The 25,554-nt window shown below is 39.7% G+C and carries 23 protein-coding genes and 1 tRNA gene; 7 read left to right on the forward strand and 17 right to left on the reverse strand.

Annotation, left to right across the window (positions count from 1 at the left end; all coding sequences use genetic code 11):
* Nucleotides 1-113 precede the first annotated feature (113 nt).
* Genes GM552_RS08490 through GM552_RS08500 form a run of 3 tightly spaced genes read right to left on the reverse strand, consistent with a single transcriptional unit; the run spans nt 114 to nt 6,002 of the window.
* Entirely contained in the window at nt 114-1,643 is a 1,530-nt protein-coding gene (locus GM552_RS08490; protein WP_196424881.1) for an efflux transporter outer membrane subunit, read from the reverse strand.
* A gap of 4 nt (nt 1,644-1,647) precedes the next feature.
* Nucleotides 1,648-4,809 (reverse strand): efflux RND transporter permease subunit, encoded by a 3,162-nt coding sequence (locus GM552_RS08495; protein ID WP_110439170.1) that lies wholly within the window; start codon nt 4,807-4,809, stop codon nt 1,648-1,650.
* Nucleotides 4,810-4,832: 23 nt separating this feature from the next.
* A complete protein-coding gene (locus GM552_RS08500; RefSeq protein WP_110439171.1) occupies nt 4,833-6,002 on the reverse strand; it encodes an efflux RND transporter periplasmic adaptor subunit in 1,170 nt (389 codons plus the stop codon).
* Between the two features lie 379 nt (nt 6,003-6,381).
* Here GM552_RS08500 and GM552_RS08505 point away from each other — a divergent pair, with 379 nt between their 5' ends.
* On the forward strand, nt 6,382-7,107 hold the full coding sequence (locus GM552_RS08505; RefSeq protein ID WP_122124171.1) for a helix-turn-helix transcriptional regulator: 726 nt from the start codon (nt 6,382-6,384) through the stop codon (nt 7,105-7,107).
* Nucleotides 7,108-7,147: 40 nt separating this feature from the next.
* Here GM552_RS08505 and GM552_RS08510 read toward each other — a convergent pair.
* Nucleotides 7,148-7,223: transfer RNA gene (locus GM552_RS08510), tRNA-Ala, on the reverse strand.
* 109 nt (nt 7,224-7,332) lie between these two features.
* Between GM552_RS08510 and GM552_RS08515 the strand changes: the two genes are divergently transcribed.
* On the forward strand, nt 7,333-7,635 hold the full coding sequence (locus tag GM552_RS08515; protein WP_110439173.1) for a YggT family protein: 303 nt from the start codon (nt 7,333-7,335) through the stop codon (nt 7,633-7,635).
* Between the two features lie 95 nt (nt 7,636-7,730).
* On the opposite strand, the gene GM552_RS08520 is transcribed toward GM552_RS08515, so the two are convergent.
* The 8 genes from GM552_RS08520 to GM552_RS08555 all read right to left on the reverse strand — a co-directional run bounded on the left by GM552_RS08520 (nt 7,731) and on the right by GM552_RS08555 (nt 13,576).
* Entirely contained in the window at nt 7,731-9,416 is a 1,686-nt protein-coding gene (locus GM552_RS08520; RefSeq protein ID WP_155566091.1) for a glycosyltransferase family 39 protein, read from the reverse strand.
* Nucleotides 9,417-9,449: 33 nt separating this feature from the next.
* Nucleotides 9,450-10,175: a glycosyltransferase family 2 protein gene (locus tag GM552_RS08525; protein ID WP_155566092.1), complete on the reverse strand. Its 726-nt coding sequence runs from the start codon at nt 10,173-10,175 to the stop codon at nt 9,450-9,452.
* Between the two features lie 23 nt (nt 10,176-10,198).
* Nucleotides 10,199-10,708, reverse strand: a complete 510-nt coding sequence (gene atpF, locus GM552_RS08530) for a F0F1 ATP synthase subunit B (RefSeq protein ID WP_230873476.1) — start codon at nt 10,706-10,708, stop codon at nt 10,199-10,201.
* A 15-nt stretch (nt 10,709-10,723) separates the two neighbouring features.
* Nucleotides 10,724-11,335, reverse strand: a complete 612-nt coding sequence (locus tag GM552_RS08535) for a hypothetical protein (protein ID WP_110439175.1) — start codon at nt 11,333-11,335, stop codon at nt 10,724-10,726.
* Nucleotides 11,336-11,348: 13 nt separating this feature from the next.
* Entirely contained in the window at nt 11,349-11,582 is a 234-nt protein-coding gene (locus GM552_RS08540; protein WP_110439176.1) for an ATP synthase subunit C family protein, read from the reverse strand.
* Nucleotides 11,583-11,627: 45 nt separating this feature from the next.
* On the reverse strand, nt 11,628-12,395 hold the full coding sequence (locus GM552_RS08545; protein ID WP_110439177.1) for a F0F1 ATP synthase subunit A: 768 nt from the start codon (nt 12,393-12,395) through the stop codon (nt 11,628-11,630).
* Nucleotides 12,396-12,423: 28 nt separating this feature from the next.
* On the reverse strand, nt 12,424-12,735 hold the full coding sequence (locus GM552_RS08550; RefSeq protein ID WP_110439178.1) for an AtpZ/AtpI family protein: 312 nt from the start codon (nt 12,733-12,735) through the stop codon (nt 12,424-12,426).
* Between the two features lie 76 nt (nt 12,736-12,811).
* Nucleotides 12,812-13,576: a hypothetical protein gene (locus GM552_RS08555; RefSeq protein WP_155566093.1), complete on the reverse strand. Its 765-nt coding sequence runs from the start codon at nt 13,574-13,576 to the stop codon at nt 12,812-12,814.
* A 145-nt stretch (nt 13,577-13,721) separates the two neighbouring features.
* Between GM552_RS08555 and GM552_RS08560 the strand changes: the two genes are divergently transcribed.
* Nucleotides 13,722-15,215, forward strand: a complete 1,494-nt coding sequence (locus GM552_RS08560) for an oligopeptide:H+ symporter (protein ID WP_155566094.1) — start codon at nt 13,722-13,724, stop codon at nt 15,213-15,215.
* Between the two features lie 9 nt (nt 15,216-15,224).
* On the opposite strand, the gene GM552_RS08565 is transcribed toward GM552_RS08560, so the two are convergent.
* Nucleotides 15,225-16,586, reverse strand: a complete 1,362-nt coding sequence (locus GM552_RS08565) for an MATE family efflux transporter (protein WP_230873477.1) — start codon at nt 16,584-16,586, stop codon at nt 15,225-15,227.
* 71 nt (nt 16,587-16,657) lie between these two features.
* Nucleotides 16,658-17,458 carry an SDR family oxidoreductase gene (locus GM552_RS08570; protein ID WP_230873478.1) on the reverse strand — a complete coding sequence of 267 codons (801 nt, stop codon included), beginning with the start codon at nt 17,456-17,458 and terminating at the stop codon, nt 16,658-16,660.
* A 67-nt stretch (nt 17,459-17,525) separates the two neighbouring features.
* On the opposite strand from GM552_RS08570, the gene gmk reads away from it, so the two are divergent.
* Genes gmk through GM552_RS08590 form a run of 4 tightly spaced genes read left to right on the forward strand, consistent with a single transcriptional unit; the run spans nt 17,526 to nt 22,391 of the window.
* Complete coding sequence (gene gmk / locus GM552_RS08575; protein WP_155566096.1) at nt 17,526-18,182, forward strand: guanylate kinase; 657 nt, start codon at nt 17,526-17,528, stop codon at nt 18,180-18,182.
* A gap of 7 nt (nt 18,183-18,189) precedes the next feature.
* Nucleotides 18,190-19,635: a D-glycero-beta-D-manno-heptose-7-phosphate kinase gene (gene rfaE1, locus GM552_RS08580; protein WP_155566118.1), complete on the forward strand. Its 1,446-nt coding sequence runs from the start codon at nt 18,190-18,192 to the stop codon at nt 19,633-19,635.
* 34 nt (nt 19,636-19,669) lie between these two features.
* Entirely contained in the window at nt 19,670-20,881 is a 1,212-nt protein-coding gene (locus GM552_RS08585; RefSeq protein ID WP_155566097.1) for an AGE family epimerase/isomerase, read from the forward strand.
* A 4-nt stretch (nt 20,882-20,885) separates the two neighbouring features.
* Nucleotides 20,886-22,391: a replicative DNA helicase gene (locus GM552_RS08590; RefSeq protein WP_347400651.1), complete on the forward strand. Its 1,506-nt coding sequence runs from the start codon at nt 20,886-20,888 to the stop codon at nt 22,389-22,391.
* A 32-nt stretch (nt 22,392-22,423) separates the two neighbouring features.
* On the opposite strand, the gene GM552_RS08595 is transcribed toward GM552_RS08590, so the two are convergent.
* From GM552_RS08595 to rapZ, 3 genes are read right to left on the reverse strand one after another with little or no spacing between them, the layout of a single operon-like run.
* Entirely contained in the window at nt 22,424-22,969 is a 546-nt protein-coding gene (locus GM552_RS08595) for a hypothetical protein (protein ID WP_155566098.1), read from the reverse strand.
* A gap of 14 nt (nt 22,970-22,983) precedes the next feature.
* Nucleotides 22,984-24,558, reverse strand: coding sequence for a bifunctional phosphoribosylaminoimidazolecarboxamide formyltransferase/IMP cyclohydrolase (gene purH / locus GM552_RS08600; protein ID WP_155566099.1), 1,575 nt, complete (start codon nt 24,556-24,558; stop codon nt 22,984-22,986).
* 49 nt (nt 24,559-24,607) lie between these two features.
* On the reverse strand, nt 24,608-25,534 hold the full coding sequence (gene rapZ, locus GM552_RS08605; protein ID WP_155566100.1) for an RNase adapter RapZ: 927 nt from the start codon (nt 25,532-25,534) through the stop codon (nt 24,608-24,610).
* Between the last annotated feature and the right edge of the window lie 20 nt (nt 25,535-25,554).

Below are 25,554 nucleotides of genomic sequence, written 5' to 3' on the forward strand. Positions count from 1 at the left end.
GCACCTGTTCAATACAATTTTTCAAAATAAAAATAAAATTCATATGGATAAAAAAAAGAGATTATCCTCTTCAGATAATCTCTAATCGCAAACCGATTTAATTCATAATAAATTTATTGCTTGCTCTTATCTACCTGAGTATTCAATTTCTTTCCATTGGATTGATAGGTCTGAAAAGCATTTTCTGCACTCCATCCTCCTCCCAACGTTCTGTACAAAGTTGAAAGACTCTGCATATATTGAAGACGTGCCTGAATAGATGAAACTTGGGCGGTCAATAATGTTCTTTGCGCCGTTAATGTGCTGATATAACTATCAATTCCATTACTGAACCGGGCATAGGACAAACGGTAATCTGTCTGGCTTGCCTTGACATTGTCAGATTCAGCTTTCCACTTTTCTTTTAATGTTGTTCTGGCTGCCAAAGCATCCGCAACTTCCTTGAAAGAAGATTGTATCACTTTCTGATAATGAGCGACGGCGGCACGCACTTTAGCTTTTGCTGTTCTCAATTGTGCCAGATTTTGCCCCTCATCAATTACAGGTACGGTAATTTTCGGCATAAATGTATAAGCCGCAGAATATGGCCCAAACATTTGTGCAAAAGTTGCTCCTGCCGTACTGCCTGATGTTGTTAGCTGAATGGATGGAAAAAAAGCGGCTCTGGCATATCCAACATTCGCATTGGCTTCTTTAAGCTGATGTTCTGCCAATAAAATATCTGGACGACGTTCGAGAAGATCCGATGGCATACCCGACGCCACCTCTGGCATGGAAACAAAATTATCCAGAGAGGGATTAGGACCGGCCTTTTGCAAGACAGATTGTGGAATAGGCTGACCAATCAACAAAGTAAGACTGTTCAGATCATTGGCAACCGTTTTTTGATAAACCTGCTCCTGACTTCGGGCTTCTTGCAACAATTCTGTTGCTTGTGCCACAGCCTGGGCATTTTGTTGACCATAGGTATGCATTCCTTGAATTAATTGTAAATTCCTTTCACGATTATGCAAGCTTTCCTGAACAGTACGAAGACTGTCACAATCCGCAAGCCAGGCCATATATGTATTGGCAACCTCGCTAATCAACGAAATTTGCACAGATAAAGTACTCTCTACCTGCTGCAAGTAACTTTCCCTGGCCGCTTTGGTCAAACTCCGAACATGATCGAATATATCAATTTCATAATTTGATACACCAAATCCCGTTGATAATTGGTTCCAATGCGTATAGCCCCGCATACCGCCCAAGGTTTTTCCCGGACTCGTTTGATAGGAAGCCCCCGCAGAATAATTTACTGTTGGAAATAAATCACCTCTTTGACGCATGTAACTGGCATGGGAAGCCGTAATATTCTCGATTGCCTCACGTAAATCACGATTATTAGCCAAAGCCATGGAAATTAATTCACTCAAGACTGGATCCCGAAAGAAAACCTTCCAACCGACATTATAGGCTTGTGGCAAATTTGAATCCTTGGGCAAGGGGGGCCCATAAGCGGAACCCATCGGCCATTGCTGGGAAATTGATGCATCTGGGCGTTTATAATCTGGAACAAGATTACAGGAGGTCGTTGAAAATATCATTAAAGCTAAAGTCATGGATATAAGCGGTGACCAAAATGACTTTCTTATTTTCATCATTATTTTACTCTCCTGTCTGTCCAGCGGTTGCATCAACATTCTTATTATTTAATGGATGAGGACGCACCTTGAATAATCCCAGAACGACAATAAAAAATACAGGGACAAAATAGAGGGCCAACAAAGTGGCTGTAATAACACCACCCACCACACTTGTACCAATGGCCACGTGACTTGCAGCACCCGCCCCTTTTGCAATTGCCAGAGGAACAGTTCCGATCACAAATGCCAGCGAGGTCATCAGAATAGGCCGAATACGTTCACGTGCAGCCATTATCGCTGATTCTTCCAATGTTTTTGTACCAGTATCATAATGTTCCTTAGCAAATTCAACAATCAGGATGGCATTCTTGGCCGCAAGCCCCACGGTTGTTAACAACCCAACCTGGAAATAAATATCATTATCTATTCCACGCAGATAAACCGCTGCCGCCGCTCCAATAATTCCCAAGGGAACCACCAGGATAACGGAAAAAGGTATAGCCCAACTTTCATACAAAGCCGCCAAAGATAAAAAGACTGCCAAAATAGAAACAGCATATAGTTTTCCGGCTTGTCCAGAGGACTTTTCCTGTTCATATGACATGCCCGTCCATTCATAGCCTATTCCCTTGCCAAGTTCATTTGCATAACCCTCAATGATTTTCATCGCTGTACCATTACTGATACCAGGAGCTCCCTGCCCCATGATTTCAAAAGATGGATAACCGTTATAGGTCTCCACTTTCTGAGGAGCCATTTTCCATTCACCATCAACAAACGAGGTTAATGGAACCATCTTGCCATTATTATTCCGGACAAACCAACGCCTTAGATCATCAGGCTTCATTCGCGACTTGACATCTCCTTGTACAAACACGTGTTTTACACGGTCACGCAAGTTAAATAATCCCGCATCAGAAGATCCCAGAGCAATGGATAACGTTTGATTGATACTGTCAATACTAACCCCTTGGGCATGTGCTTTATCACGATCAATATTGAAATAATATTGCGGGGCAATAGGCAACCCATTCGGGCGAACGGCAACGAGACGATGATCCGCACTGGCCTTTTTTAACAAAGCATCCCTTGCCTTCATAAAGGTAATGGTATCCAGATGTCCACGATTTTGCAATTCAAAGTCAAACCCGGTTGACGAACCTAAATCCATAACGGGAGGCGGAAGAAATGCCAACACATTGGCGCCGGGGATAGAAGACAATGCGTGCATCGCCCTTGTTGCGATAGCTTGAGCGGTTGCCCTGGAATCGCTGCCCCTTTCATCAAATTCTTTCAAACGGGCAACACCAAAAGCTGCACTCTGGGCCTGACCACCAAAATTGAACCCAATCGCCGTAAAAACAAACTTGATATATTTATTCTCATGCTTAACAAAATAATCTGTCATTTTCCGGGTGACATTCGACGTCATTGCGGCTGAAGATCCAGGACTCAATGTTGCCTGCATGTAAACAACCCCTTGATCTTCATCAGGTAAGAACCCTTCGGGTAAAATATAAAAAACACATAATCCGGCAACCGTAATGAATACATAAATAATCATGGTTATACGTGAATGGTGAATCATATGCTTCACCCCTCGAATATACCCATCGACCATTTTATCAAACCCGTTATTAAATTTCGTAAAGAACCAACCGTGCTGTTCCTTTTTTTCCTTAGGTTTTAAAACCGTTGCACACAAAGCGGGGGTAAAAATCAATGCAATGACAACAGAAAGAGCCATCGCTGCAACAATGCTAATTGAGAATTGCCGATAAACCACCCCGGCAGAACCGCTGAAAAAAGCCATGGGAATAAAAACAATGGATAGAACAAGCGCAATACCAACCAGGGCCCCACTAATCTGATCCATGGAAATTTGAGTAGCCTTTTTAGGAGAACAATGTTCCTCCTCCATAACACGCTCAACATTTTCCACGACCACAATCGCATCATCCACAAGCAACCCGATGGCAAGCACCATAGCCAACATTGTCAAAGTATTGATCGAAAATCCAGCAAAAAACAGGATTGCGAATGTTCCCAACAAAACTACGGGAACGGCAATTGCAGGTACAAACGTTGCCCTAAAATTTTGCAAGAAAACATACATCACAACAATAACCAGCAAAATCGCAATAACAAGAGTTTCAACGACCTCCTCCATTGATTCAATAATATATGTCGAGGTATCTTGTGGATATAAATAGGTTGTATTTGCTGGAAAATACTTGGATAATTCTGCAATCTTATTATGAATATCTTTTGACAGCGCCAACTGGTTGGCCCCAGAAGCAAGCTTGACACCAAAAGCAGCAACAGGCTGATTGTTAATCATACCAATTGGCTGATAAGTCATTGGTCCCAATTCAACCCTGGCAACATCTTTCAATCGGATACGTGCACCATTTACCTGTGTTTTAACAACTATATTCTGAAATTCCTCTGGTGTGACCAAACGTCTTACACCACCTGTATAAATATCAGAACGCTGATTAGGCAAAGCTGGCAATTTTCCAAATTCACCCAAAGGCTGTTCCGAGTTCTGGGAACCAATTTCATTCATCACATCCGTTGCATTAAGCTGATAATCATGCAGCTTATCTGGATCCAACCAGACACGCATCGCATATTCTGATGAAAAGGCGGTATAATCTCCCAACCCGTTCAATCGGGTAACGGGGTTCTGTATATCACTTGCCAATAAATCTCCCAGAGCTCCCTCATCCATGGATTGATCAGAAGATTGAACGGCAAAAAACATCATGTAACTTTTATTGGATTTCGAAATACGAATTCCTTGCAACGCAACCGTTGATGGTAACAATGAACGGGCAACATCAATACGGTTCAATACTTGAACCTGTGCAATATCCGGACTGGTACCCTGTGCAAAGGTGAGGGTAACCAATGCAGTTCCATCAGCATTAGCGGAAGTGGAAATATATTCTAGGTTATCCAAACCGTATAGATTTTGACTGATTGGATCAACAACCGTTCTTTGAACCGTATCTGCGGTAGCACCTGGATAGGTAAAACTTAATGTAATTGGTGGAGGGGCGATTGAAGGCCATTGTGCAATAGGCAGGCTTATAATAGAAATTGTTCCAATCAGTGAAACAAGAATAGCAATAACCCAAGCAAAAATCGGCCTGTCAATAAAAAAACGCGACAATGACATGTAAAAATTCCAATTATAACACTTTAATTAGGGACCTCTGCCGTAATCGTCCGTCCTTCTTTAGGAACGACTTTTTGACCTGGTCTGTATGAAGTTGGATTACTAACAAGAAGATGATCACCATCTACTGGACCTTTTGTAACAACCCAGTATGTATCCTGAATACGTTGTAATTCTACATTACGTCTTTCAATAACATTATCCTTGTTAATAATATAAATATAGGGAGCATTATCCAAACCACGCATAATAGCTTCCTGAGGGATTAAAAAGGCCCCTTTCTCATATCCTTCATGCATAACAGCACGAACATACATGCCTGATAACAATAATTTATCAGGATTACGTATGATTGCCCGCTGAATAACAGATCCTGTTTCCTGATCTGTCACAACTTCGGTAAATAATAAATTCGCCTGTAAGGGGTAACGAGAACCATCTTCTAAAATCAAATCAATAGGAACATGGGCTGCCCCACGTAAGGTCTGTAATTTTCCATTTTCCTGTCTTGAACGTAAACGCAACTGTTCTGCGGTAGGTTCAATAATATCAACAAAAATTGGATCAAGTTGCGTAATGACAGCGACTGGATCGGCCTGATTAACAGACATTAATGCGCCCTGCGTTTGGATAGAACGACTTATCCTTCCAGAAATGGTGGCATTAATTCCCGTATATTCAAGATTCAGTTCAGCCTGTCTTACTGTTGCTTTATCACTTTCAATATCAGCCTTAGTTGCTTCTTGTGCAGCAAGTGTATCATCATAATCCTGACGACTGACAGCATCCATATTTTTCAATGGGCCATATCTTTTTAACTTCAAAGTCTGGGTGCGTAATGTCGCCAAATCACGGTTAAGCTTACCCCGCGCCTCATTTAAAGCGGCTTGATAGGGTCGAGGATCAACCTCATAAAGCTGTTGTCCCTTAATAACATCCGTACCTTCTTCAAATAACCTTTTATAAAGATATCCATTTACCTGAGGACGAACCTGTGAAACGCGCATCGGAGAAACACGTCCAGTCAGCTCAACTAAATTCTCAACTTCTTGAGTATGAACCGTTACAAAATTCGCACTAGGTATGGGTCGAGCAGGTTGCTGTTTTTTACATGCATTAAGTGGCAATAATAAAGCAAATAATAAAGCATATTCTTTATGCCATTTTGTAAAGAAAGAATCTGTTATTGTCACTTCTCTTCCCTATTTCCTTAAAAATCAAGATAAATTTACTGTTGATTATCTATAAATAAAGTAAATTTTAAATTATAATATGAACAATTTAAGCTTATTCACTTAATAATATACATAATATTGTATATTCTTATTAAAAGCCTTCCCATAATATCGGTATGCTTCGAATAAACAACAGTTATTTTTCAACAAACAAAAAAATTGAATCCAAATTTTTCATTTTCAGCAAATTATTGGAAAACTTAACCAATAAATTTAACTATTAAAAATAATCTTATTTACCGTATATTTTTATAAGCTGTATAGCCAGTTTTGATTTTAATATTAAAACTTATAAAGTAAAAATATACAACTCCAACATTTTATTTTAAAAAAAAGAATGACCACCATTGGTAACAACGTCAAAAAAATTAGGAAATATTTAAAACTTTCTCAGTCCCAATTGGCAGAAAGAGTCAGAAAGCTAACGGGTCGATGCTCCCAACAAACCATAGCGAATATTGAAAATGGCAATATTCGTGAAAGCTCTCTTTTACCTTATGTTGCACTTGCTCTGAATGTTAAACTCGACCATCTAAACCCAAATATCGGCAAGGGGAAATTAAAAAGTCAGATTAAACTTACCCCAAAAATAACTCAATTTTTCAATTCAAATTTTAAAGTTAACTCAAAAAAAGATAACTCTGATTTTAGTGATCATTCTTTTGATAACTTTAAACTGGATGAAGAAATACCTGTTTTCGGTACAATGAACTTGATCCATGATGATTTTATTCTGACGGATACGCCCATTGAGTATGTTAAACGTCCCCATGTTGTAACATTTGAAAAAGATGCTTTCGGTATTTCAATCGCAAACCGTAATATTGAACCTATCTTTAAAATTGGCGACATTATAATTTTACATCCCCGTAAAATTGCCAAGAAAGGAAATATCTGTCTTTTTTTAAAGGTGGATAATAATCTCCACATCTATACAATGGGAGAATTAATAGAGGATCACCAGAATTTCTGGTTAATAAAATATTACAATCCTGAAAAGGAAAGAAAAATCTGTAAAAAAACGTGGCAGAATTATTTTACCGTCGTTGCAAGATTTCTTTAATTCATTGAAACCAGAAAATCAATTCAGGTCTTAACATCTATGGTGGAGCCAAGGGGAATCGAACCCCTGACCTTCTCATTGCGAACGAGACGCTCTCCCAACTGAGCTATAACCCCCTAAAGTAAAATCTAATTCATTGATACTATTCCTAGAAAAACTGTCAAGAAAGAATTATATAATCCATACCATAATTTACCATCAGAATCCGTTATCAAGGAATTAGATATGTTTGAACTATATCAATTACTTCAAACCTTATTAAGCCTTTATTCTTTCATCCTGCTCGCTTATTGTATTTTCAGTTTTCTATTTGCACTTAACATCATTAATCCTAACGCACGGGCCGTTTATGTAATCGGCACTTTCCTGAGCAGGCTTTGCGAGCCGATTTTACGACCCATTCAAAGAATTTTACCGGATCTTGGTGGTATAGATATCAGTCCTATCATTGTGTTTTTAATCATTGATTATCTTATTCGTCCATTATTGTTTCGTATTTTTTTTAACTTATCAATTTTCACCCATTAAATTAAAAAATGCCGTTATTCAAAATTAAACAATACCCAATAATGAATCATTATCTTTGCTTTTCAAAAACAGCATTTCGTATCAATCTCTTTTAATTACCATGAATGAACTTTATACAGACCCAAATTCAATTTTTTTCCAGTCGAATAATTTAATCCTTTGATTTCTCCCAATAAATCGACGGAAATATTATCTTTATCCAAATACTCTTTAAACACTTTCTGATCTTTCCGATCAACCAAAGCCATTCCACAAACCTTATTCTTTTCAAGAAATGCAGCTGTTTTCATCACGTTGATCAGCTGTGTCTCTTTCCCAACTAAAAAAACCAGACTTGGTTCTGAATAAGAGGCCGAGGCCAAAACCGTTTTCTGACAGGGTTTAAAAAAATGAACAGTTCGTGCGATTTTATAACTTAGCCATTCTGGTTGTAAAGAAGGAATCAAGATTACGAATAGTTGAATATAAACAATTAGAGCAGCCAATATGGAAAAAAGAGAAGCCCTTTGAACATTTTGTTTGCAGAAACAGTAAATAACATACCCAATCAGACATAATACAGTGACTGCCCCGATCATTGCGGCATAATACCATTCTCCCGTCATGAAATGTGCCCAGATAACACTTCCAACAGCCAGAATGACTCCAACCAAACACCATAAAATCATATAAAAATAAAACAGCCCCTTTCCCAAGACAGAAATTGGACCATGCCACCTTTCAGAAATTTTCCATAATGCAGCAGATGTAAGAATTGCAATCGCAGGATATGTAGGCAATACATAATGGGGAAGTTTGGTTGCAATAACCTCAAAGACCATCCAATGGGGAATAATCCAACATAACAAAAATTTTACTGATTCAGTTTTTCTTTCCATCCATATAAAAGGTAACGACCATGCCGTAAACAGGGAACCCGGCCAAAATGCAATTAGAAAAACCAGAAGATAATACCCTGGTGGTAATCCATGCGCCTGTTGTCCTGACGCAACCTTCCCTAAAAAATTCGTACCAACTGCATTTGTGAAAAACTGTCCATGACTTATCAAGGCAATGGCAATACACCAAGGCAGGGCAATCATTACAGAAATTAACCAGCCATAGCCGGGCCTTAATTGTTTCCACCATGATTTATCCTTTTGAACCCAGGCTAGAGTCAAGGGAGTCAATAAGGTTGGGATGAGAATAACTGGCCCCTTCAACATCAATCCACACCCAATTGCGCCCCAATAGATTGCGGCAATGTGAAAAGGTGATTTTTCCACAGATGAACGGGATAACCACGCTTTTGCAACACTCGTTTGGGCAAGCAAAATGAAAAAAAGTAGAGTCGTATCTATTGTGGCCATACGACCTTCCGCAGTAAGTATTACCGAAACTGCCAGAAAAATACCCGCCAATAAACCAATACATGAATCAAATAATAGACTGCCTATCCATACAGTCAGTAAAACAGATCCAACCGCAGCAAAGAGGGAAGGAATGCGATATGGCCAAACCTCTTTATGACTGATGGAATATGCCGCCTTTACAGAAAACGCTTCCAACCAGTAAATTCCGGCAGGTTGCAGATAACGAGGCTTGTCCTGAAACCGAACATCAATATAATTACCGCTCTCCAGCATTTGAGATGTTGCCTGCATATACCGGGCCTCATCCCTATCCAGTGGTGGAAGGCTTGCTCTACCAGGTAAAAACAACACAAAAACAAACAAGGCAAGCCACAAATAATGACTTGCCTTCAAACGAAAAGACGGTTCCGAGAGATGAGAAATACTCATGCTTATCCCTTTTTATCTTGATCTGTTTCGGTCTTAAGACTTTCTAATATTACCAGGCAAATGAATACGATTTAACAACCACATTACCCCCAGTAAATCCCTTATTCCCACAAGGGCACGATTTAAATTGGTATATTTAGAAAATCCATTCAGTCTTTGCCTATGATGGACAGGATAACATAATAGAGGAACGCCATAATGGGCAAATAAAGCCGGTAAAAAACGATGTAACCCTTCAAACTGCGGTAAGGAAAGAAAATCGTTTTTCATAAACAATTTCATTGGCGCACCCGTATCTGGACAGCCATCATTCAACAAACGGCGTCTTAACCCATTTGCAAACCGCGTTGCAAACCGACGGGAAAAATTATCATGTCTCTTTAATCTTACCCCTACAACTAACGGGGGTTTTCCTTGATATCGCTGCATTACATTCCACATTGCAACAATATCAATGGGATCATCCTGACCATCCCCATCCAGAGTTGCAATCCATTCCCCCTTTGCAACTTTGATTGCAGTCAATAATGCAGCTGATTTACCGCAACATTTGGGATGAGATAAAATAACAAGCCCGGGAAGAATCGTTTTTTTTATTTCGATTAACTGATCCAGCGTATGATCAGTACTTCCATCATTAACAAAAATAACTTCACTATCAGGCAACTTTGGCAAAACAGAAGCAATTTCCTGACAGACAGGTAAAATATTATCCGCCTCGTTTAAAACAGCAACTACAATTGAAAGTTTATAATTCATGTGCATGAACGAGACGAATAAAATTAGGCATTATATTGATCTTTGGCCAACATCTTGGGAACTTCAGCAATTGCATGATCAATTAAGGACTTATCTTTTTCCTCAGTCATAACAGATGCAATTACTTCTCTTGCAGCTTTTACAGCAATTTCAGCGGCCTCTTTACGAACAACTGAAATGGCTTCTTGTTCAGAAGCGGCCATTCTTTGGCGAATAAGCTGTTCATGACGTTCAGCCGCAAATTCTGCATCCTTTTTTGCTTTGGCAGCAATACGGGCTGCAATTTCCTTGGAATTTTGCAACATTCTCTCTGCCTCTTCTTTGGCAGCCTCATGCTCTTTTCTGGCATTCGTATATATTTCTTCAGCTTCCCGACGCAAACGGCTGGCCTCTTCCAGTGCCGCCTGTATCTGTGCAGACCGTTTATCCATCATTGCAGCCAAGGGACGCCAAATCTTTTTACCAAACAGGACAAAGAATAAAATAAATGCAATAGCAGCCCAAAAACGTGGTTCTTGTAAAAAAAGCATCATACTCTCTCTGCTTGTTTAATGTGAAGACGAAGGGACAAACTGTCTGATCTTTTGATCAATAACGCCGCTATCTATCTCTTCATTCAGCATTTTCTTCACCAAAAGATACGCAACCTCTTTTGACATTTGATCAACCTGGGTCAGGGCTTTATTTCGAGCTTCAATGATGCGTTTTTCAGTATTCTTCATTTCCTGATCAAGCTTACCTTGCAATTCCTGCATTTTTTTTGCAGAATCTGCTTTGGTTTCCTGTAAAATAGCATCAACATGTCTTTGCGCTTCCAAGGCGGCATCATGACGTGTTTTATTTAATGCAGCGACAGCTTTATCAGCCTGTGCCTTAGCCTGACGTGCGGAATTCAAGTCTTGATCAATTTTTGAACGACGATGGGAAATGACATTTTCAACCTGAGGAATTGAAAAATATTTCACCACCAGAAATAAACAAAAGAAAATAATCAATACCCAAAAAAATTGACCCATTACCAATGGGTTTTTAAAGTCCATCTGGGGCATGCCAGCAGCTCTGGCATTCGTAGCAAAAACAGGTGCCAGCAACAGGCTTGCACATCCACCCGCCACGAGAGACGCCGCCAGACGGGTAAAAAAGACTGAAAAGCGTCTCATATAAAAGAACCCTTTACATGAACAGAATAAGAAAGGCGATCAGGAGTGCGTAAAGAGCCACAGCTTCTGTAAGAGCAAAGCCCAACATTCCCAAACCAAATACATGGGAACGGGAAGCTGGATTGCGAGCAATACTGCTTACCAGAGTTGCAAAAATATTACCAATACCAATACCAACACCGGAAAGAGCGATAACAGCGAGGCCGGCACCAATCTGTTTTGCAGCCAAAAGAAGCGAATGATCCATTTGTTTTTTCCTTGTTATTAAAAATAAAGTAAACGAAACCCAAAGTTAATGATGAACGGCTTCTTGTAAATACATACAGGTAAGGATTGTAAATACATAAGCTTGCAATGCACCAACCAATAGTTCAAGGGCAAATAAGGCTATATTGAGCAAAATAGGAAATATACCTAAAAAACCGCCAACAGCCAATCCCAATCCAGCAGCCAACATAATCGTGAAAGCAGCAAACATTTCCAACATGACGTGACCAGCAACCATATTCGCAAACAAACGAATAGACAGGCTGACAGGTCTCGACAAATAGGACAGGATTTCAATGGGCACCAATAACGGGGCCATTAAAATTGGCGCTCCAGCAGGCATGAAATGGGCAAAAAATTTCAGTCCCTGATTTTTGAGGGAAACAATGATTGCCAAGACAAATACCATCAAGGCCAAGCTGACCGTTACAACGATATGACTGGTAAAAGCGAAAGAAAAAGGCAAAAGCCCAAGATAGTTCCCCGTCAGGATGAAGAAAAACAATGCGAATATAAATGGGAAAAATCCTTTGCCCTTTTCACCCATGGTTCCCACAGCCATACTATATACAAATTCATATAGTATCTCTGTTGCCGCCTGATAACGTCCGGGAACCACTGCCTTACGACGCATGCCAAAATAAATAGCGACCGGGACAATTACTGCTGCAATCACCATCATTAATTCTGACTGGCTGAAACGGATTGTTTCACCCAAGGTTCCAAAAACTGGATGCAACTCAAATTGACCGAGCGCGTCTATATTATGACCGGCCACTAATTTTCTCCCAATATAAACCGAATCTTACCAAAAATAGCATTTATTTTAACCTTATATCATTAGGTTTAACAAGATGCCAGATATTAAAAATGCCCGCAATCATTCCTAAAACTGAAAATATAAGAATAAAAACTGGTTTTGTTGATAACCAATAATCCAATCCATATCCTATTACAAGACCGACAATAAAGGCAGATACTACTTCTACACCAGCACGACAGGCAAAAAACCAAGGATTAGCACCATATTCTGTTTTTTTTTCTCGTTTTTTTGAAGAGCGTGGATTTAATCGATCTTCAAAACTATTCAATTTCTGATCAAAGGCATCAAACTGATTCTTTTCCTGATTCATTGTTATAGCTTCAAACCTCCAAACTGAGATCAATAACTGATCCAAACACTTCTTCAAAAATCAATTTCAAAGAAAATTACTGCGGAATATAATCATACGATGGACTTCCTGCAGGGGCACCAGCTGGTGGAACATTAAATTGCGACAATTCTACCATGGTATTTTCCGTCTTACCGATTATCCTTGCCTGTAACGCTTTACCCAGAGAATTGGCATTTCCCATCCCGCTAACATAAATTTTCTGACCTACACTCAAAATAAAATCAAGTTTTTTAATATCGGAAGAGCGAATATAAATAACTGTTCCATCCTTTAAAACAACACCCATTTTATCACCTTGCAAATTATACAAAACTTGCTTGATTGTACCATTTACAGACAAATCTGGTCCAGTAATAGGTACAGGTGAAAAGTTTGCCTCGGGACTATCCTCCTCAATCTGTTCTCCACGTTGATTGATAATCTCAAAAGCCTGGACAAAAGGTAATGAATAGGCTTTCAACCCACGAATCACCACGTCCTGACCCGGATGAACAAAGGATTTCACAATTTCCCCAAACATTGTGGAAAACATGATTTGCGTTCCATCCGTCAATAACAATCCACCCAAATTGCCATAAGGGGTAGGAAGATATTGTGCAACATTTCCCTTAACAACAGGCAATACTGAAAAATCCAGAACAGTTTTTGCAACCCGATTATTTTTCTGAACCGGATCAACCTTCCGCATATGATGTATATTTCCATTTTCTGGCCTGGCCTGGCTTTCTGACAGATTGGCATTAACAAAGACAGAACTTACCAAAAAACAGCCGGCTAATTTCCATTGATTGTTTTTCATAAACGACCACAAACCTAAATAAATTTAATAAATTTAATACGAATATACACATATTTATGGTTTTCTGTAATTATATACTGTTTACTTCAAAATGAGAAACAATCAATTTTTTTATAATGATATCATTTTTTAGACCGAGACACATGTGCATACCTCTTCTGTAACCATCCATCCTTTCAGGGAGAAAAATAGAGCTTTCTCCGTTGTCCTTTTCATCGAATTATGGGAGCGCTTTGGCTATTACGGTATGCAAAGCATTTTAGTGCTGTTCCTCATTAACAGAATGCATTTCAATGATCAGAATGCCAATCTTCTAATCGGTGCATTTTCAGCGATGACTTATGCCGCACCAGTACTTGGGGGATGGATTGGCGATAAAATCATTGGAAACAGAAGAGCGATGCTTTATGGCAGCATAATTCTTGCAATGGGCTATCTTTTATTGGCAAAGGCAACCCATGATACAGCCATTCTATATCTTACCATGGCTGTCATCAGTACAGGAAACGGTCTTTTTAAGCCCAATGCAGCAACGCTGGTTCGACGCATTTATGATCAAAACGATGATCAACTAGACATTGCCTTTACCCTTTATTATATGGCAGTCAATGTTGGCTCGACCGTTTCCATGCTTCTCTGTCCAATTCTTAAAGACCATTATGGATGGTCCGCTGCCTTTATCACCTGTTTCATAGGACTTGTCCTTGGCATTCTCAATTATTTTGCCACACATAAAAGATTAAATCCCTATTTGCCCAAGAAAGATCAGGATCCATTATCCTGGCTGGTTCAAGGTCTGATTTTTCTAGGGATTGCCACCTTTATTTCCGGAATGACCTTTCTGATTCAATCGGCAACCTTGATTGCTGCATGTATGTGGGCTGCGGCTATACTGATCTTTCTTTTATGGTTCATCATGTATTACAGGATTGATTCATCAAGTCGTTATGGTCTAAAAATAATGTATATCCTAACTCTGGAAGGAATGCTTTACTTTATTTTCTATCAACAAATGTCAACATCTTTGACCTTGTTCGCGCAACGGAATATAAATCCCGCTTTTTATATCGGATCATATCATCTTTTCAATTGGTCTTCGGGACAGTTTCAGGCGCTCAATCCCATTGCGATTATCATTCTCAGCCCCATTCTGGCAAAACTATATGACTATATAAACAGGCAATCATATGATATTTCCATTGCCACAAAATTCATTACCGGTTTCAGTTTTGTCGCCTTCGCCTTTGGTATTTGGTGGTTTGCCTGTTTTAGAAGCACAACTCCACAATTATCCTCCTGGGTTATGATATATGGTTATTTTTTCCTTTCTCTGGGAGAACTTTTAACCAGTGGTCTCGGTTTGGCAGTCATTGCCCGCTATGTCCCGGCATCCATGAATGGGTTTATGACCGGATCTTATTTCATGGCTTCAGGTATCTCCCTTTACATAGGCAGTAAAATCGCAAATCTTGCAGCCTCAAAAAATATCAATACAGCAACTGACCATCTTACACTTCGATTATATCAAAATTTATTTTTAAATCTTTTTATCGCTGCCATTATTGTCTTGATTTTCCTGGTTGTTTTATATCCCCTTATTCAAAAATGGGATCGTAATTTTAAAACCAATCAAATATGAAATAAGATTTCATTGATACGAAACCATGTTTATTTTAATATTACGCAAGACATAAAAAGCGCATAAAACCGCAAAAAATCCAAAAGGCATAACCCCAATTGCCTGACCAACCAATATTCCTTTTGGGCCATAGGTTGCACCAAACCAGACAAAGGGAATTGTCCCCAACGTGGCTCTACCCCAATTAAACAGGGTCGATAATAAGGGATATCCCAAATTGTTAAAAGCCGTATTGGAAACAAATAACATCCCCAAAAATAAATTGCTTAAAATAACCCAGTGACAAAATAACCGCATCAGTTCAATACCTGCCGCCTTTAACGCAAACATTTTGACAATCCATTCCTCTCCAACAAAAAAAAGGATCCATGCACATAAAACACATAAACATACCAATTTCAGTGAGACCATCAAAGTTTCACACATCCGATCCCTAAACCCGGCACCGAAGTTTTGCGAAATAATCGGCCCCACCGAACCCGTCAAAGCAAATACAAACGCAAATGCTACAGGAACGATACGATCAATTGCGGTTTGTCCCGCAATTGCATCGCTTCCAAAAGATGCCATTGTCTTGATAACAAAAGTGTTTCCTGCTGGTGTCGCTAGATTGGTTAAAATCGCAGGAAATGCAATTACAAAAACAGGATAAGAATCAGAAAAGATCTTTTTCCAAACTGGCTTATGAATTAATTGATACTTCCTCAAACTATAAAAACCAAAAACGGCAACAGCCGCTCGTGAAAAAACGGTACTTACTGCCGCTCCTTCCAATCCCCAACCAAAATATAAAATGAACAAAGGATCCAAAACCGCCGTGACCAGGGCTCCTGCAATTGTGATATACATGGATCCTTTTGCATCACCCACCGCCCTTAACAATCCAGACAATGCCATTCCCAACCCTATAAAACATAAAAAGGGGGAAGTAATAGCTATAAACTGACCGGCTTGTTCAAGCACTAAATCCTGTGCCCCTAATAAAGATAAAACTGGATATCGGAAAACCATGATCGCAATACCAATTACAATCATAATTACCGTCATCAATAATAAAAACGAATTTATAATCTGACCTGCCAAATCATGTTTTTTGGCCCCAATCAGCCGTGCAGTCACGACCGTGATTCCAATAGACATACCAATACAGATCGCCACCTGCAAAAAGTTAATTACATTGGCAAAACCAATAGCTGCTGTGTAACGTGTATCCCCCAATCTGGAAATATAAAAAAGATTCAGAAAATCAACCAGAAAAACAGCCATTAACCCAATTGTGCCGGTTCCGGCCATAACGATCACATGCCGCATAATAGACCCTTCACAAAAACGGGGTTTATGTATTGATGGATCTTTGGCAGAAATTGTCATAATAAATCACGGTCTTAATTTTAAAGAAATAATAGAATCTTTTACACACAGATCATTGATTCATAAATCTTTTATTTATGACGATCCTGTTCCTGAAGATAAGGCAAATAGATTTTTTCCAAAAAAGAAACAGGAAACAAATCAAGGATTCTTGCGATAATGGCAAGCCAAACTGGAAAAATAACACGCCTTTTTCGCCCTTCTATCCCTTCCAATATCAATTGTGCCGCCTTATCCGCCGATATTTTCCCTGGCATATAAAATTTGTTTTTTTGTGTCATCGGTGTTTCAACAAAACCACAACAAACACTCGTTAACTGAATTCTGCATTTTTTCCACCAACCCATACCACTCGCCACCATAAACCGATCCACAGCCGCTTTTGACGCACAATAAGATGGAGCCCAGGCCGAAGTGAAAAAGCTTGCAATTGAGGCAATAGCAGCTATTCTTCCTCGTATATGTTCTGAATTGCATTCCTGTCTTTGCATCACCTCAATTGCGGGAAGAACTGTATTGAGGACACCATTCATATTGGTCTGCATGATTTTATAGCACTGTGCAATTGGTTCTGGAATAACATGCGCATGGGTCTCAACATGGGGAACGAAAGAAATTCCTGCACAAGCCAATACAAGATCAAGCTGTCCAGCAGATTTAATCCATTCATCCATTTCCTGATGATTGCAGACATCAATAATTTTCGTATGAACATTGGCACCCAGTTGACAACATTTTTCAGCCAATCCTGCCAAAGCATCCGAACGCCGGCCTGATAAATGCAATGTGACCCCTGGTTTGGCAAGCCGAATAGCCAAGGCATACCCAATACCTGATGATGCCCCCGTGATTAGAACTGATCGTAATTTCATATACATATATTGTTTACTTTTCTGTTATAAGCTTGAATAATTACTGCTTATCAAGGAATATCAAGGTATGTCTGAATCTAAAGCCAAATCAACATCAACTCCAAGAAAAAGAGGAATCTGTTTTGTTTTTTCCGCCCCTTCTGGTGCTGGAAAATCAACAATTGCCAATGCTCTCCGGGCGACTCAACCCAATTTGTTTCCTTCGATCTCAGTAACAACCCGTGACCCTCGACCCGGTGAGGAACACGGTGTTCATTATCATTTTATCAGTCAAGAAGAATTTGAAAAACAAGCAGAAAATGATGAGTTACTGGAATGGGCAACCGTCTTTGGTCGAGGTTATGGTACACCCAGGGCTCCTGTCGAAAAACTATTGTCGGAAGGCAAAGACCTTATCTTTGACATAGATTGGCAAGGACATCAACAGATTCGTAAGGCTTTACCCCATGATGTTGTAGGTATCTTTATCTTGCCCCCCTCACTTAATGAACTAAAAAATCGCCTTCAACTGAGAGGGTCAGACCATATTGACGAAATTAACAATAGAATGAACAAGGCAATGGATGAAATATCCCATTGGAATGAATTCGATTATGTTATTATTAATCATCAATTAAACAAGGCTATTGAAGAAATTGAATCTATTTTAGCCAGCGAACGATTAAAAACAGACAGACAATTATTTTTAGACCCTTTCATTCAAAATTTTCAACATGAGCGATAATACTAAAATGGATTTTTCAGCCTTAACCATCCTGTGCATAGGCGATATTATGCTGGACCGCTTTATTTACGGAAATGTCCAGCGTATTTCACCCGAGGCACCAGTACCTGTTCTTCATTTAAACAGCCAAAAAGAAATGCTGGGCGGTGTTGGAAATGTTGCCAATAATATTTTATCCCTAAATGGTAAGGCTGTTCTGGTTGGATTAGTCGGAAATGATGAATATGCATTGAAAATAAAAAAAATAATGCGTTCGAAATATATTCCCGAAGATTCCATTATTTCCTCTCCCTATCGCCCAACTATCTGTAAATCGCGCTTTATCGCTGCAAATCAACAAATCATTCGTGCAGATGAAGAAAGTCTTATTCCCCTTCATTCCGAAGAAATCACCCTATTGATTGAAAATATTGAAAAAAATATTCCATCTGTTCAGGCTGTTATCATATCTGATTACGGAAAGGGGGTCTGTCACCCTGAGATTATTCAGTTTATCGCACAAAGGGCCAAGCATTACAGCCTGCCTGTATTTGTTGATCCTAAATCCAGGGATTTTTCCCTTTATAGACATGCCACCTGTATCACACCCAATATTGCTGAAGCAAGCCAGGCCGTGCAGATGTCCCTGAAAACTGATACCGATTTTGAAAAGGCAGGACAGGAACTCTTAGATATCACCCAGGGACAAGCCATTCTGATCACACGATCAGAAAAGGGAATGACATTAGTTGAAAAAAACAGAAACACCCAACATATACCCTCCCGAGCTAGGGAGGTATTTGATGTTTCTGGCGCGGGCGATACAGTTATTGCAACCTTGGCATTGGGGGTCGCCTCGGGATTATGCATAAGGGAATCAATGCATATTGCAAATGCAGCTGCTGGTGTCGTAATCGGAAAAGCGGGAACCTCCACCGCCACCATTGCAGAAGTTCAAAATGAACTGAAAGCACAATCCTCAGAAGAGACTTTTCCTCTTGTTACACCTGAACTGATTTCACTGAATGATTTGACCCTTCAAGTCAATAAATGGAAAAAACAGGGGCTTACTATTGGTTTTACCAATGGATGTTTTGACATCCTCCATACAGGTCATATATCGCTTTTGCAATCAGCACGCACACAATGTGACCGGCTTATCGTTGCACTGAATTCAGATACAAGTATTCAACGTTTAAAAGGACCCAAAAGACCTATTAATCCGTTAAAAGAACGCGCCAGACTCATTTCTGCCATACGGTATGTCGATGCCGTTGTTGCCTTTGACGACGATACCCCCCTTAATCTTATTCAACATATAAAACCTGATATTCTAATCAAAGGGGCAGATTATATTGGAAAAGAAGTTGTTGGACAGAATATCGTTGAACAATATAACGGCAAAGTTATTTTGACAGAATTGCAGAAAGGTTTTTCAACCACCAATATTATTGATAAAATAAAACATTTATAAATCAATGTAATTTGAGTCTAAAAAGTCAAGTATTATGCCTATCTCCCAAAATATAACCCGATACTATATCCTCTTTACTTCCTGGTTATTTGATAAGGCCTTACCATATTGGGGAACAATAGGATGTGATGGAACCGCAGAAAACCCTTTTCTTTACGGAGTTCATGAACAACTAAAGCTTGATGGACAACCTGATTTTCCTGGATACAAACGAATGCGTGTTCAGGCACGTCAACTTTATACCTTTAGTCAAGCAGGACTTTTGGGATGGACAAAGGGCAACATAATTGCTGAAAGAATATATGTTTTTATGCAAAATGCCCATCAAGGTGAGGGACATTGGGCAAAATCCCTAACACGAAAAGGAAAAATTCTTGATAAAGCTTCTGATTTATATGATCTAGCCTTTATCATTTTCTCTCTGGCCTGGTATGGAAAATTGAGTAATAATCCCAGACCCATTCAACAGGCCCGCCAGACCATACAATGGATCCTGCAATTTATGGCTTATCCTGAGGGTGGTTTTAAAAATATTCTCCCCTTGACTGCCGGATATCGTCAACAAAACCCGCATATGCATCTCCTGGAAGCAACGCTGGCCTTGTTCGAAGTTACCCAAAATGAACGAGATCTTCTTTTAGCCCACAAACTTATTTCTCTATTTAAAAATCATTTTTTTGATCATCAAGCTGGTGTTTTAGGTGAATATTATACTGAAGGGTGGTTTAATGCTCCTTGCATGGCTCGGGAAAGTATCGAGCCGGGACATCAATATGAATGGATTTGGCTGCTTTACGAATATCAACGCTTGACTGGAATCAGTTATAAAAACGAAATTGACCGTCTATTTCTTTTTAACCGTTTACATGCCATTGATCAAAAAACCGGACTCGTTGCGGATAAAGTAAGAAGAGACGGGACACTAACCCATAAATCTGCCCGATTATGGGTTCAGACAGAAGCTTTACGGGCGACAATTCATAATCAAGATGAAACAAGTTGCCGCCATCTTGTCCAAATTCTTCATAACTTATTATATCGCTATTTTACCCACTGCCCGTCAGGCACATGGCAAGATCAATTGGATGATCACTATCATTATAGAAACGATAAAATACCCACCAGTTCATTTTATCATATCATGAGTGCCTATATACAACTTCATAAAACAATCAACTTATCCACATTATCCACAGATTTCCCCACAATTAACACCCCCATTAATCAACAAAAAGTGATACAATAAAAACGTGAGTAATAAAGAATCCAGTTCTAGTAAATCATCTTTGTTGGAAATGTCACAAAGACTGCCTCCAACCAATATTCAAGCAGAACAGTCATTGCTTGGTGCTTTACTGACCAACAATAAGGCTTATGATAAAATCGCCGATTTTTTGATTGGTGAACATTTTTCAGATCCCATCAATAAAGAAATCTACGATGCTATTGTAAAGCGTATTGAAGCTGGTCAAATAGCGGATGCCGTTACTTTGAAAGCTGAGTTTGAACATTCGGGAAAATTGGATCAGGTTGGCGGAGTAGCTTATCTAGGACAATTGTTACAATCCATGGTGGGAATTATTAATGCCAAGGATTATGGTAAAATTATTCATGATGCCTGGATAAGAAGACAGTTAATTGATATTGGCGAGGATATTGTCAACGAAGCTTTTCAATCAAATACTGAAATAAATGGCACTGATCAGATTTCTTTGGGCGAAGAAAAGCTTTTCCAGCTTGCCACGCATAAAGGGCAAGAGGGTGGTTTCGTCACCTTTGAAAATGCATTAACAGAAGCCATTACAATTGCTGAAAAAGCTTTTACAAACAGTAGCGGAATCGCCGGACTCACCACAGGGTTACGTGACTTGGACAAAAGAACTGGGGGATTGCATCCTTCTGACTTAATTATTCTGGCTGGTCGGCCTGCCATGGGAAAAACTGCCCTGGCAACTAAAATCGCTTTTAATGCGGCACGCAATCTTTTACAAGAATCACAAATTCAATCGGATACAAATCATCATAAAATAGGAACTGTTGCCATTTTTTCTTTGGAAATGTCTTCTGAACAATTGGCCACCCGTTTACTTTCCGAGGAATCACGTGTTTCAAGTGAACGCATCCGTCGTGGAGAAATTGGACAAAAGGAATTTGATCGCTTTGTTCAAGTCAGCCGAGAATTATCACAGCTTCCTCTCTATATTGATGATACACCTGCAATCAGTCTATCCGTCATGCGAACACGCTGCCGGAGATTATCTCGAACAAAAGGGTTGCGATTGGTTGTCGTCGACTATTTACAACTGATGCGTCCATCCGTTGGCAGTAAACCTGAAAGTCGGGTCTTGGAAATTTCACAAATTACCCAAGGATTAAAAGCTCTGGCAAAAGAATTTAACATTCCCGTTATTGCACTTTCACAACTTTCAAGACAAGTCGAAAGCCGAGAAGATAAACGTCCGCAACTTTCAGACTTACGAGAATCTGGCTCAATTGAACAGGATGCAGATAGCGTCATGTTTGTCTATCGTGATGAATACTACTTACAGCAACGCATGCCGAAACCGACCACATTTGAAAATGAGGATAAATATCAAATTGCCTTGGAAAAATGGCAAGCAGATATGAATAAGGTTCATAATAAAGCAGAACTCATTCTTGAAAAGCAACGTCATGGCCCAACCTGTAAAATTGACCTCTTTTTTGAAGGAGAATTTACACGCTTTACCGATCTTGACGAAATTCACGATTATTAATTCAATAAAAAAAATCAACAAAACCATTCATGTTAATGGCTGTTAACATCCCCCTGAATCAAGGGAACCTGCGTGACTTTTTGAGGGGTAAGGGTTACAATCCGATAAATAATGCCATTCCCTTCCCCAGCGACACCACTTAAATCTGATTCTTGATTGTAAGAAGAATAGTCTTCATCATTTTTAACCACAGGAATATTCATTACAAAAATCCATTTTCCTGCCGGCAAATAGGCAATGTGAAAATCACCTTCTTGATCACAAGTTACGGAAAAACGGTATTGAACAGACTGTGGATTTAAATTCTTGATATTGGTAATACCTCGCATTCTAAACTGCAACTGTTCCATTACATAATCAGAATAGGGATAATAATAGACGGTTTGTCCTGCACAACTTTTCATCGTACCATCGGATAATCGATAGATACCCATACCTGCGACCGCTGCATTTCCTGTTGTTTTAGACCATTGAACCGAAGCTGGATCAAATTGGCTTTTCAAGCGATATTCTTTCGCATAAACAAACTGCACAAACAGAAATAAAGAAGAAATACAGAACAAACCTATCCGTTTCATTTTCCCTTGACCTTTTAATGACGGAAATGGCGCATTCCCGTAAAAACCATTGCAATTCCAGCCTCATCTGCGGCCGCAATCACCTCATTGTCACGCATTGAACCACCTGGCTGAATAACCGCAGTGGCTCCTGCCGCTACGGCAGCCTGCAAACCGTCTGCAAATGGAAAAAAGGCATCTGAAGCAACAACACTTCCCCGGGTCATGGGTTTTTCTAAACCGGCGGCTTGAGCTGCTTCCGCACTTTTGTGGGCAGCAATCCTGGCTGAATCGACACGACTCATTTGACCCGCACCTATCCCTACAGTCGCTTTATCTTTAACATAAATAATTGCATTTGATTTAACATGCTTGCCAATCGTAAAGGCAAAAATCAGATCTTCCATTTCCTTTTCAGTAGGTTCGCGTTTAGTTACAACCTTAAAATCGGAAGGTCGTCCATTATCACGATTTTGTAAAAGATACCCACCCGCCAAAGTACGAACCGTCATACCTTGTGCCAATGGATCAGGCATTGCCCCTGTTTCTAAAACCCTTACATTCTTTTTCTTTGAAAGGATCTCCAATGCATCTGAATTGACCTTTGGAGCAATAATCACTTCACTAAATATAGTTATAATTTTTTGTGCGGCTTCTTTATCTAATGGACGATTGACCGCAATAATTCCTCCAAAAGCAGAAACAGGATCACACCGTAAAGCCAAATCCCAAGCTTCTGATAAAGAAGATGCGCTTGCTGCACCACAAGGGTTTGCATGTTTGACAATAACAACAGATGGTTTATCAAATTCAGCCACCGCTTCAAAAGCTGCATCTGTATCGTTAAAATTATTATAGGAAAGCTCTTTACCCTGTAATTGTTGGGCTGTTGCAACACCCGGACGTTGTTCATCATTCGTATAAAAAGCAGCCTGTTGATGAGGGTTTTCCCCGTATCGCAAAATCTGTTTCCGTTGGCCACTTAAATTTAGGCGTTCTGGAAATATATCTTTTGCCTGACCTGCAAACCAACTGGCAATCGCAGCATCATATGCAGCGGTCCGGGCATAAGCCACCTGGGCCCATTTTCGCCGCTGCTGTATTGTTGTTCCACCATTCTGCTTCATCTCTTCTTTAAAAACGGCATATTGATGAACATCCGTCAACACCGCGACATGACTATGGTTTTTAGATGCAGCCCTGATTAAAGCTGGACCACCGATATCAATATTTTCTATAATATCTTCTTTACCGGCGCCTGACACGACTGTTTCCTCAAAAGGGTATAAATTGACACACAACAAATCAATCGGCAAAATATTATGCTGTTTCATTTGTTCCTGATGACTGGCCAGATCACGTCGTCCCAATAACCCACCATGAATTTGAGGCACCAGTGTTTTAACTCGACCGTCCAGAATTTCCGGAAATCCTGTAAAATCCGAAACCTCCACCACTTTTATTCCGGCATCCCGAAGTGCTTTGGCTGTCCCACCTGTTGACAAGATTTCCACGCTGTTTTCAGCCAATAACTTGGCCAAATCAATTAAACCTGTTTTATCAGAAACAGAAATCAAAGCCCGACGAACAGGAATAATCTGTTGATCCATATTAATATTCCAAACCTAATATTCTAACAATTTACACTTATTATAATTTTTATTGAGGATGGGCAACCCATCGCCATGTTTGAATTCCCTGCCGCGCCAGTTCACGATGGATAACCAATGCAGGGAAACGCATTTCTTTATCTTTAGAATTAACAATACGACGTGCAAGGTCCTCTATAACGGTAACTGAACGATGACGTCCACCAGAACATCCTACCGCAATTGTGACGTATTTTTTTCCTTCTATCGCAAAACGGGGAAAAATCAAATTTAGCATCTGATAAATCTGATCAACAAATTTCTCATAATCAGGATCACTTTTAACATAATCTTGGATCGACGTATCCAGTCCCGTCAGTGCTGATAATTCTGATATATAATAAGGATTATGCAAAAACCGTGCATCGAATACCATATCCGCCTCTCTTGGAATTCCAACAGGAAAGGCAAAAGACATCAAGGTTAGGGTAAAGCGGTTTTTAGTATCCAGATGATTAAAGTTATACCTTGTTTCCACAAGCAACCTTAATTCCATAGGGGGAAGATCCGATGTATCAATAACCAGATCGGCAACATTTCGTAATGGATTCATCAAGGCTATTTCAGCACTAATCCCGTCCTTAACCGTACCATTGGCAGCCATTGGATGACGACGACGGGTTGCTGTATAACGTCGCAACAAAACGTCCAACTCTGCCGTGGCGTAAATTAGTTCAACCTTAAGGGATGAATTCTGCTTTAAACTATTTAAAACCTCTAGAAATGCATTCACCTCAAACCCATTGGTTCTGGAATCAATGCCTATTGCAATGGGTCCCTGAACACGCCCAACAACATCCGCAATAAGCTGTAAAGGCGCATTATCAACCAGTTCATATCCAAGATCCTCAAAAACCCGAAGAATAGACGCTTTACCAGCTCCTGATAATCCCGTTACAAAAATTACCAATTTCTTACTTGACGTGAAATCATGCATTCTGAAGAAATCAACTTTTT

Origin of the sequence: Commensalibacter sp. ESL0382, from assembly GCF_009725775.1 — a bacterium.
Lineage (GTDB): Bacteria > Pseudomonadota > Alphaproteobacteria > Acetobacterales > Acetobacteraceae > Commensalibacter > Commensalibacter melissae.

Coding starts and splice junctions, on each gene's coding strand:
- GM552_RS08585 (WP_155566097.1), top strand. CDS start 19,670: ATGCCTATCTCCCAAAATATAACCCGATACTATATCCTCTTTACTTCC.
- GM552_RS08595 (WP_155566098.1), bottom strand. CDS start 22,969: ATGAAACGGATAGGTTTGTTCTGTATTTCTTCTTTATTTCTGTTTGTG.
- atpF (WP_230873476.1), bottom strand. CDS start 10,708: ATGATGCTTTTTTTACAAGAACCACGTTTTTGGGCTGCTATTGCATTT.
- GM552_RS08525 (WP_155566092.1), bottom strand. CDS start 10,175: ATGAATTATAAACTTTCAATTGTAGTTGCTGTTTTAAACGAGGCGGAT.
- rapZ (WP_155566100.1), bottom strand. CDS start 25,534: ATGCATGATTTCACGTCAAGTAAGAAATTGGTAATTTTTGTAACGGGA.
- GM552_RS08555 (WP_155566093.1), bottom strand. CDS start 13,576: ATGAAAAACAATCAATGGAAATTAGCCGGCTGTTTTTTGGTAAGTTCT.
- GM552_RS08540 (WP_110439176.1), bottom strand. CDS start 11,582: ATGGATCATTCGCTTCTTTTGGCTGCAAAACAGATTGGTGCCGGCCTC.
- GM552_RS08520 (WP_155566091.1), bottom strand. CDS start 9,416: ATGAGTATTTCTCATCTCTCGGAACCGTCTTTTCGTTTGAAGGCAAGT.
- GM552_RS08515 (WP_110439173.1), top strand. CDS start 7,333: ATGTTTGAACTATATCAATTACTTCAAACCTTATTAAGCCTTTATTCT.
- GM552_RS08505 (WP_122124171.1), top strand. CDS start 6,382: ATGACCACCATTGGTAACAACGTCAAAAAAATTAGGAAATATTTAAAA.
- GM552_RS08495 (WP_110439170.1), bottom strand. CDS start 4,809: ATGTCATTGTCGCGTTTTTTTATTGACAGGCCGATTTTTGCTTGGGTT.
- rfaE1 (WP_155566118.1), top strand. CDS start 18,190: ATGGATTTTTCAGCCTTAACCATCCTGTGCATAGGCGATATTATGCTG.
- GM552_RS08570 (WP_230873478.1), bottom strand. CDS start 17,458: ATGAAATTACGATCAGTTCTAATCACGGGGGCATCATCAGGTATTGGG.
- purH (WP_155566099.1), bottom strand. CDS start 24,558: ATGGATCAACAGATTATTCCTGTTCGTCGGGCTTTGATTTCTGTTTCT.
- GM552_RS08550 (WP_110439178.1), bottom strand. CDS start 12,735: ATGAATCAGGAAAAGAATCAGTTTGATGCCTTTGATCAGAAATTGAAT.
- GM552_RS08535 (WP_110439175.1), bottom strand. CDS start 11,335: ATGAGACGCTTTTCAGTCTTTTTTACCCGTCTGGCGGCGTCTCTCGTG.
- GM552_RS08490 (WP_196424881.1), bottom strand. CDS start 1,643: ATGATGAAAATAAGAAAGTCATTTTGGTCACCGCTTATATCCATGACT.
- gmk (WP_155566096.1), top strand. CDS start 17,526: ATGTCTGAATCTAAAGCCAAATCAACATCAACTCCAAGAAAAAGAGGA.
- GM552_RS08565 (WP_230873477.1), bottom strand. CDS start 16,586: ATGACAATTTCTGCCAAAGATCCATCAATACATAAACCCCGTTTTTGT.